Genomic DNA, 7,351 nt, shown 5'->3' on the forward strand with positions numbered 1-7,351 from the left:
GGCACACAACTTTCCCGCTGCCACCACTTGAGTGGACCCGGCCCGGGGAGCGCTCGGTGAGCGGGGCTCAGCGCAGCCGCTGGCTGATGACCTTGGAGACGCCGTCGCCCTGCATCGAGACGCCGTACAGCGCATCGGCGACCTCCATCGTCCGCTTCTGGTGCGTGATCACGATGAGCTGCGAGCTCTCCTGGAGCTCCTCCATGATGCGGATCAGCCGCTGGAGATTGGTGTCGTCGAGCGCCGCCTCGACCTCGTCCATCACGTAGAACGGGCTCGGCCGGGCCTTGAAGATGGAGACCAGCAACGCCACCGCCGTGAGCGAGCGCTCGCCGCCGGACAGCAGCGAGAGGCGCTTGACCTTCTTGCCGGGCGGCCTCGCCTCGACGTCCACACCGGTGGCGAGCATGTTGTCCGGGTCGGTCAGGACGAGCCGGCCCTCGCCGCCCGGGAAGAGCCGCGAGAAGACGCCCTCGAACTCGCGGGCCGTGTCCCGGTACGCCTCCGTGAACACCTGCTCGACCCGCTCGTCGACCTCCTTGATGACCTGTATCAGATCGGCCCGGGTCTTCTTCAGGTCCTCCAGCTGCTCGGAGAGGAACTTGTGCCGGTCCTCCAGCGCCGAGAACTCCTCCAGGGCGAGCGGATTCACCTTCCCGAGTTGCTGGTACGCCCGTTCGGCCGACTTCAGCCGCTTCTCCTGCTCGGCCCTGTCGAACGGCTTCGGCAGGTTGCGCGGATGCTCCGGATCCTGCGGCAGCTCCTCCCCCTCGGCGGCGGGTGACGGCGGTACGAGCTGGTCGGGGCCGTACTCGGCGGCCAGCCCGGCCGGCTCGACGCCCAGCTCCTCCAGCGCCTTCGCCTCCAGTTGCTCTATCCGCAGCCGCTTCTCGGCACCGAGCACCTCGCCGCGGTGGACGGAGTCGGTGAGCTTGTCCAGCTCGCTCTTGAGGTCGCGGCCCCGGCCGCGCTCGGCCGCCAGCTCCCGCTCCCGCTCCGCCTTGGCCGCCTCGGCCACGACCCGCTCCTGCTCGGCCCGTACGACGGACACCTCGACGTGCGCGAGCAGCTGACGGGCACCGGACTCGACGGCGGAGGCAACGGCCGCCTCGTGCCGCAGCCGGGCCCGGCGCCGCTCGGCGCGGGCACGGGCCTCCCGCTCGGCGCGGGCGCCCCGGTCGAGGGAGTCGGCCCGGCCGGCCAGCGCCTTGACCCGCTCCTCGTGGGTACGTGCCTGGAGACGGGCCTCCATCTCGGTCTGGCGGGCGTTGGCACCGTCGGCGGCGAGCCGGTCCCGCACGGAGGTGTCCGGCTCCTCCTCGACCGGCATCTCCTCGGCGACGAGCAGCCGCTCGGCCAGTTCTTCGGCCTCCTCCGTCGCCCGCTCCAGCGCCTCCTGGGCACGGGCGGCCGACGCCGTCATCCGCTCGGCCTCGCCCGCCGCACCACGGGCCTGCCCGGCCAGTCGGCCCAGTTGCTGGGACACCCCGGACTTCTCCCGCTCGGCGGCCCGGCGCCGCTCCCCCAGCTCCTCGACCAGCGCGGCACCGGCCCGGCGCCGCTCCCCCGCGATCCGCTGCGCCTCGGTCAGCTCGGCGCACCGCACGGCCAGTTCCTCCAGCTGGGCCGCCGCCTCGTCGACCGAGGCCTGCACTTCGAGGAGGCTCGGCGCCCCTGCGGAACCGCCGTGCGCGAAGTGCGCCGAGAGGATGTCCCCCTCGGCCGTCACGGCCGTCAGCTCCGGGTGTACGGCGACGAGGTCCTCGGCGTCCTCCAGGGTGCCGACCACCACCATGTCCCGCACCAGCCTGCGCACGGCGCCCATCAGTTCGACGGGCCCGCGGACGAGGTCGGCCACAGCGGGCGCCCCGCCCACGGCAACGGTCGCGACCTGAGCCGCCACGAGCGCCCCGTCCGTCTCACCCGGCCCCTGCACCTGTCCCGGTACGTGCACAGCGGCCGCATCGGCCCCACCGACACCATCAGCACCACCAACGTCAGGGGCACCCCCCTGATCAGGGACCCCGGCGCGCACCCCGCCCAGCAGCAGCGCGGCCCGCCCCGCGTCCTGCTTGCGCAGCAGCCGGATCGCTTCCGCCGCCGTGGCCGGGTCCGTCACCGCGACCGCGTCCGCCGCCGCGCCCAGGGCCGCCGCCACCGCCACCTCGTGCCCCGGCGTCACCGTCAGGAGCTCCGCGGCCGGACCGAGCAGCCCCGACAGCCGGTCCTTCGCCCCGAGCAGCGCGCCCGTGCCGTCCTTGCGGCGCAGACCGAGGGCCAGCGCCTCGTGGCGGGCGGCCACCGCCGCCCGCTTCCGTTCCGCGGCGGTGGCCGCCTCCCGGGCCGCGGAGTGCGCCGCCTCCGCCTCGGCGAGTGCCCGCCTGGCGGCGTCGTGCTGCTCACCGAGCTCCTGATCACCGGCGTCCAGGCCCTCGACCTCGGCCTTGAGCTGCTCGTACTCCTCCTGGGCGGCGACCGCCCGCTCCCGCGCCTCGTCCCGGGAGGCGGCCAGCCGGTCGATCTCGGCCTGGGCCGAACCGGCACGGCTGCGGGCCGCGTTGACCTGGCCGTTCAGCCGGGCGAGTCCCTCCCGGCGGTCCGCGATGGCGCGGGCGGCGTCCTTGAGCCTGCGCTCCTCGGCCGCCAACTCCCGTTCCAGCTCGGCGCGGTGGGCCGCGGTGTCCTCCAGCGCGTGTTCCGCCGCCTCCAGCGCGGCCGTCAGCTCCGCCTCCTGTTCGCGGATCCGGGCCGCCTCCCGCTCCATGCTTTCGGGGTCCCTGAATCCCGTCCCGCGCCGTTCCTCCTCCACCGGGGCGGAGGCACTCTTCACCCGGGCGGCGGCCAGCGAGATCGTGCCGCGCACCCGCTCGGCCAGCTGGGACAGCTCGTACCAGGTCTGCTGGGCCCGCTGGAGCCGCGGCGTCAGCCGCCGTACCTCGCCCTCCAGCTCCGCCTCGCGGGCCAGGGCCGCCTTGAGTTCCGCCTCCGCGGCCTCCCGGCGCTGCTTGAGCGCCGCCTCGTCGGCGATCTCGCTGCGCAGCGCCGTGCGCAGCCGCACCAGGTCGTCGGCGAGCAGCCGCAGCTTGGCATCGCGCAGATCGGCCTGGATGACGGCGGCCCGGCGCGCCACGGCGGCCTGCCGGCCGAGCGGTTTCAGCTGCCGCCGAAGCTCGTCGGTGAGGTCCTGGACGCGGGCGAGGTTGGCGCCCATCGCGTCCAGCTTCCGCAGCGCCTTCTCCTTGCGCTTGCGGTGCTTGAGCACACCCGCGGCTTCCTCGATGAAGGCTCGACGGCCCATCGGATCGGCGTGGAGCACGGAGTCCAGCTGGCCCTGACCGACGATGACGTGCATCTCCCGGCCGATGCCGGAGTCCGAGAGGAGTTCCTGGATGTCCAGGAGCCGGCAGGTGTCGCCATTGATCTGGTACTCGCTGCCGCCATTGCGGAACATGATCCGAGTGATCGTCACTTCGGCGTACTCGATGGGCAGTGCGCCGTCGGAATTGTCGATGGTCAGCGACACTTCGGCCCTGCCGAGCGGCGGCCGCCCGGTGGTGCCGGCGAAGATCACGTCCTCCATCTTGCCGCCGCGCAGGGATTTGGCGCCCTGTTCCCCCATGACCCAGGAGAGCGCGTCCACCACATTGGACTTGCCGGACCCATTGGGGCCGACGACGCATGTGATGCCGGGTTCGAACCGCAGCGTCGTGGCGGAGGCGAACGATTTGAAACCACGCAGGGTCAGGGCCTTGAGGTGCACGCCGCCGGACTCTACCTTTCGCTCTCGGTTTCGCTGATGAAGGTGCAGGGCACATCAGACGGTAAGGGAAGGGGTGTACGCCGGGGGCGGGGCCCGCACAGCTTCCGAGCGGAAATGGGATCCGGAAGATCCGGGGATCCGAACGGGAAAAGAAAGAAGGGACGCCGAAGCGCCCCTTGGTAAATCTTGTGCGGTGTTGCGTCTGAGCGGTGATACGCCTGAGCCGTGTTACGTCTGAGCGGTGTTACCCGCGTGTTGCTGGTGCGGCTGCGCATGACGGATCAAGGACATGCCACGAAGGTGACAGATCAAGAGCAGTGATCTTCTTCAATGATCCGGCGACGATCCGGGTGATGATCTCGGACGGCTGACGCGTGTGGCCCGACCGGCCCCTGGGGGCCATCGGTCAGGTCAGCGCCGGCTCCGCCTGAGGTACGTCGATGTCGATGCTGTCGAGCAGCGACTCTTGGTGCTGGGCGGCGGCGTTCAGCGCGTCGTTCTCGTCCTGGATCCGTACGAGCTCGGATTCCAGGTCCTGGACGCGCTGCTGGAGCCGTCGCATCTCGGCGAGGAGTCGCGGGTCGGAACCGCCGACGTAACCGAGAAGCGCCTTTGCCATGATGGATGGTCCTCCACACTGAGTGACCGACCGATGCGGTGTGGGTCGTGAGGGAATCGCACCCGCGGTGCTCGGCAGCGCTCTGTAGTCACTGCTGTTCTGCTGCCAAACAGCTCTGCCAAACAGCTAAGGTGCGCGGGGATTTCAGCGTCTCACCAAAAAGTTTGACGGTCAACACGATCACGCCCTGTAGAGGCGGGCAGCCCGGGGGCGCGCGGCTCGGCGATCATGCGGCGCGACTCTCCTGCGGGGCCCTGCGGGGCGTGGAGATCATCCTTACTGCCGCAGCCTGGCACGGTAACCGAATCTTGGCAACCACCCGGACATTCCGCAGGTCATTTCATGTGTACGCAGATGAGCGCCCCACCCGGTAACCCCTCGCCGCGCTTCGAACACGGTCCGAACACGACCGGTTCCGCACCCCCGGAAAGGACCTGGATCAGCGGATCGCGAAGCCCTCGTAACCGCCGCGCGGGGTGTCCCATATCTCAGTGACTCCGTCCACGCGGCCGGGTGTGTCGTCCGAGCGCAGCCAGTCCAGCAGCCGGTGGCAGTTCTCGCGCCGCCCCTCGGCCACGACCTGCACCCGGCCGTCGTCGAGATTCAGGGCGAAGCCGGTGAGACCACCGATCTCCAGGGCGTTCGCCCTGGTGAACCAGCGGAATCCGACCTGCTGCACTCGGCCGCGTACCCATGCGGTGAGTCGTACATCTTCGTTCATGCCCGAACGCTAACCGCCCAGTTGCTCTCCGGGCACTTCCCGCCGTGGGGCCATGGCGTACAGTCCCGACGCATTGGACTCACTCGAACGGGTGAGACGTGTTGACGCCGGAACCGGCGTCCAGATCGCCGGAAGGGCTCAGCAGATGGGACGCCATCGACGCTCCGCCACAACTGCCACCGCCGAGGAGCAGGCCGGGGGTGCGGAACGAAGCCGGGGTGGGCACCGCAGGAAGCGGTCCGCGGCTCCGGTCCGTACCGGACTGGTCGGCGTCTCCGCGGCCCTGGCCGTGGGAGCCGTGGCGATGTCCTCCGGCCTGCTGCCCGGCGGCGACACCTACACCTTGGGCGGTGGCGGCTCCGACCGGGTGCGCACCGAGGGCTCCCCGGATCTGCTCGGCCAGGGCGGCTCGTCCGCCGACCCGGCCGACCGCGGCACCGCGTCCGACCCGGCCAGCCGCGGCATCGGCCGGACCGGGGGCCCGACGAAGGTCCAGCCCCCCACCGGTTCCCCGTCCTCCGCTTCCTCCTCGAAGGCGTCCGCGCCGGCCGAGCGGAAGAAGCCGTCCGGGTCCGCGTCGTCGAAGGCCCCTTCGGCCGGCACCGGGAAGAGCAACACCCCCGCAGCCGAGAAGCCGTCGGACGCGCCGAAGACCTCCGCTCCCGCGGCCCGCAGCGCCTCGGCCCCCGCCGACTCCTCCGTCCAGTCCGCGGTGCTCGCCCTGGTCAACCAGGAGCGCGCGAAGGTCGGCTGCAGCCCGCTGACCGCCAGCTCCCCCCTCGCCTCGCTCGCCCAGGACTTCAGCGAGGACATGGCCGCCCGCGGCTTCTTCGACCACACCGACCCCGACGGCCGCAGCCCGTGGGACCGCGCCTCCAAGGTCGGCGTACAGGGCCTCGCCGCCGAGAACATAGCCCGCGGCCAGGCGAACGCACAGGCCGTGATGGAGTCCTGGATGAACAGCGACGGCCACCGGGCGAACATCCTCAACTGCGACTACAAGACGCTCGGCGTCGGTGTGCACTACGGCCCCAGCGGCCCCTGGTGGACCCAGGACTTCGGCTTCTGACCGTCGGCCGCCCAGCGCTCACCCGCGGAAAGCGCACTCCGGCGGTGAGCGCTGTGCGGGCGTACGCTGCTCGGTATGGACGAGAACACCCGTCTGGACGCGCTCGCCTTCGACGTGTTCTCCAGACAGTGCCCTTCACGCTCCACGCTGGAGCACGCCACCGGGCGCTGGGGCAGCCTGACGCTGGGAGCGCTGTACGAAGGCGGCTTCCGGTTCAACGAACTCCGCCGCCGGGTCGACGGGGTCAGCGAGAAGATGCTCTCCCAGACACTCCACGCCCTGGAGCGGGACGGTCTGGTGCACCGCGAGGCCCGGCCGACCAATCCGCCGCGCGTCGACTACGAGCTGACGCCCCTGGGCCGGCAGGTGGCCGAGCGGCTGCTGGCGCTGATCGAGCTCGTCGAGGGCCGGATGCCCGAGGTGCTCGCGGCCCGTACCCACTACGACGAGGCGCACCCCGGCCGTTAGGCGGTCGTGCGCGGCGGCCGCTGGCAGCGCGGGCAGAAATAGCTGGAGCGGTTCATCCAGGGGCGGCGGCGCATCGGGGTGCCGCAGCGGTGGCAGGGCTCGTCCTCGCGTCCGTAGGCGTCGAGCGAGCGGTCGAAGTAGCCGGACTCCCCGTTCACATTGACGTAGAGACTGTCGAAGCTGGTGCCGCCCTGGTCGAGCGCCGCGGTCATCACGTCGCGGACATGGCCGAGCAGCTCCGCAGACCTGGGGCGGGTGAGGGTCGCGGTCGGCCGGTCGTAGTGCAGCCTGCTGCGCCAGAGCGCCTCGTCCGCGTAGATGTTGCCGACGCCGCTGATCAGCGACTGGTCGAGCAGGGCCCGCTTCACTGTCGTGCGGCGCAGTCGCAGGGCCGTGTGGAAGGCGGCGTCGTCGAACGCCGGGTCCAGCGGGTCACGGGCGATGTGCGCGATGGTGTCGGGCAGCCCTTCGGGGGTGTTCTCGTGGAGCGAGAGTCCGCCGAAGGTCCGCTGGTCGACGAAGCGGAGCTCGGTGCCGAGGGAGTCGTCGAAACGGATCCTGACGCGCAGGTGCTTCTCGTCCGGTGCGTCCTGCGGCTGTACGAGCAGCTGGCCACTCATCCCCAGATGACCGAGGAGCGAGCTGGACGCGTCGTCGAGCGGCACCCAGAGGTACTTGCCGCGGCGCATCGCCGTTCCGAAGCGGGCGCCGCCG

6 protein-coding genes are annotated in these 7,351 nt (G+C 71.4%); 2 read left to right on the forward strand and 4 right to left on the reverse strand.

The annotated features are described in order from the left end of the window. Positions 1 to 67: 67 nt before the first annotated feature. The 3 genes from EES42_RS00605 to EES42_RS00620 all read right to left on the reverse strand — a co-directional run bounded on the left by EES42_RS00605 (position 68) and on the right by EES42_RS00620 (position 5,100). Positions 68 to 3,760 carry an AAA family ATPase gene (locus tag EES42_RS00605; protein WP_124716147.1) on the reverse strand — a complete coding sequence of 1,231 codons (3,693 nt, stop codon included), beginning with the start codon at positions 3,758 to 3,760 and terminating at the stop codon, positions 68 to 70. Positions 3,761 to 4,166: 406 nt separating this feature from the next. Then, positions 4,167 to 4,379, reverse strand: coding sequence for a hypothetical protein (locus tag EES42_RS00610; protein ID WP_018551753.1), 213 nt, complete (start codon positions 4,377 to 4,379; stop codon positions 4,167 to 4,169). Positions 4,380 to 4,818: 439 nt separating this feature from the next. Further along, a complete protein-coding gene (locus EES42_RS00620) occupies positions 4,819 to 5,100 on the reverse strand; it encodes an acylphosphatase (protein WP_026242487.1) in 282 nt (93 codons plus the stop codon). 145 nt (positions 5,101 to 5,245) lie between these two features. Between EES42_RS00620 and EES42_RS00625 the strand changes: the two genes are divergently transcribed. Continuing rightward, entirely contained in the window at positions 5,246 to 6,169 is a 924-nt protein-coding gene (locus tag EES42_RS00625) for a CAP domain-containing protein (RefSeq protein WP_124716148.1), read from the forward strand. Between the two features lie 75 nt (positions 6,170 to 6,244). Continuing rightward, entirely contained in the window at positions 6,245 to 6,637 is a 393-nt protein-coding gene (locus EES42_RS00630) for a winged helix-turn-helix transcriptional regulator (RefSeq protein WP_124716149.1), read from the forward strand. Here the strand turns inward: EES42_RS00630 and mutM are convergent. Beyond that, a partial coding sequence (gene mutM / locus EES42_RS00635; RefSeq protein ID WP_124717324.1) for a bifunctional DNA-formamidopyrimidine glycosylase/DNA-(apurinic or apyrimidinic site) lyase occupies positions 6,634 to 7,351 on the reverse strand: 718 nt, incomplete at its 5' end. The genes EES42_RS00630 and mutM overlap by 4 nt on opposite strands.

Source organism: Streptomyces sp. ADI95-17 (genome assembly GCF_003846175.1).
GTDB lineage: Bacteria > Actinomycetota > Actinomycetes > Streptomycetales > Streptomycetaceae > Streptomyces > Streptomyces sanglieri.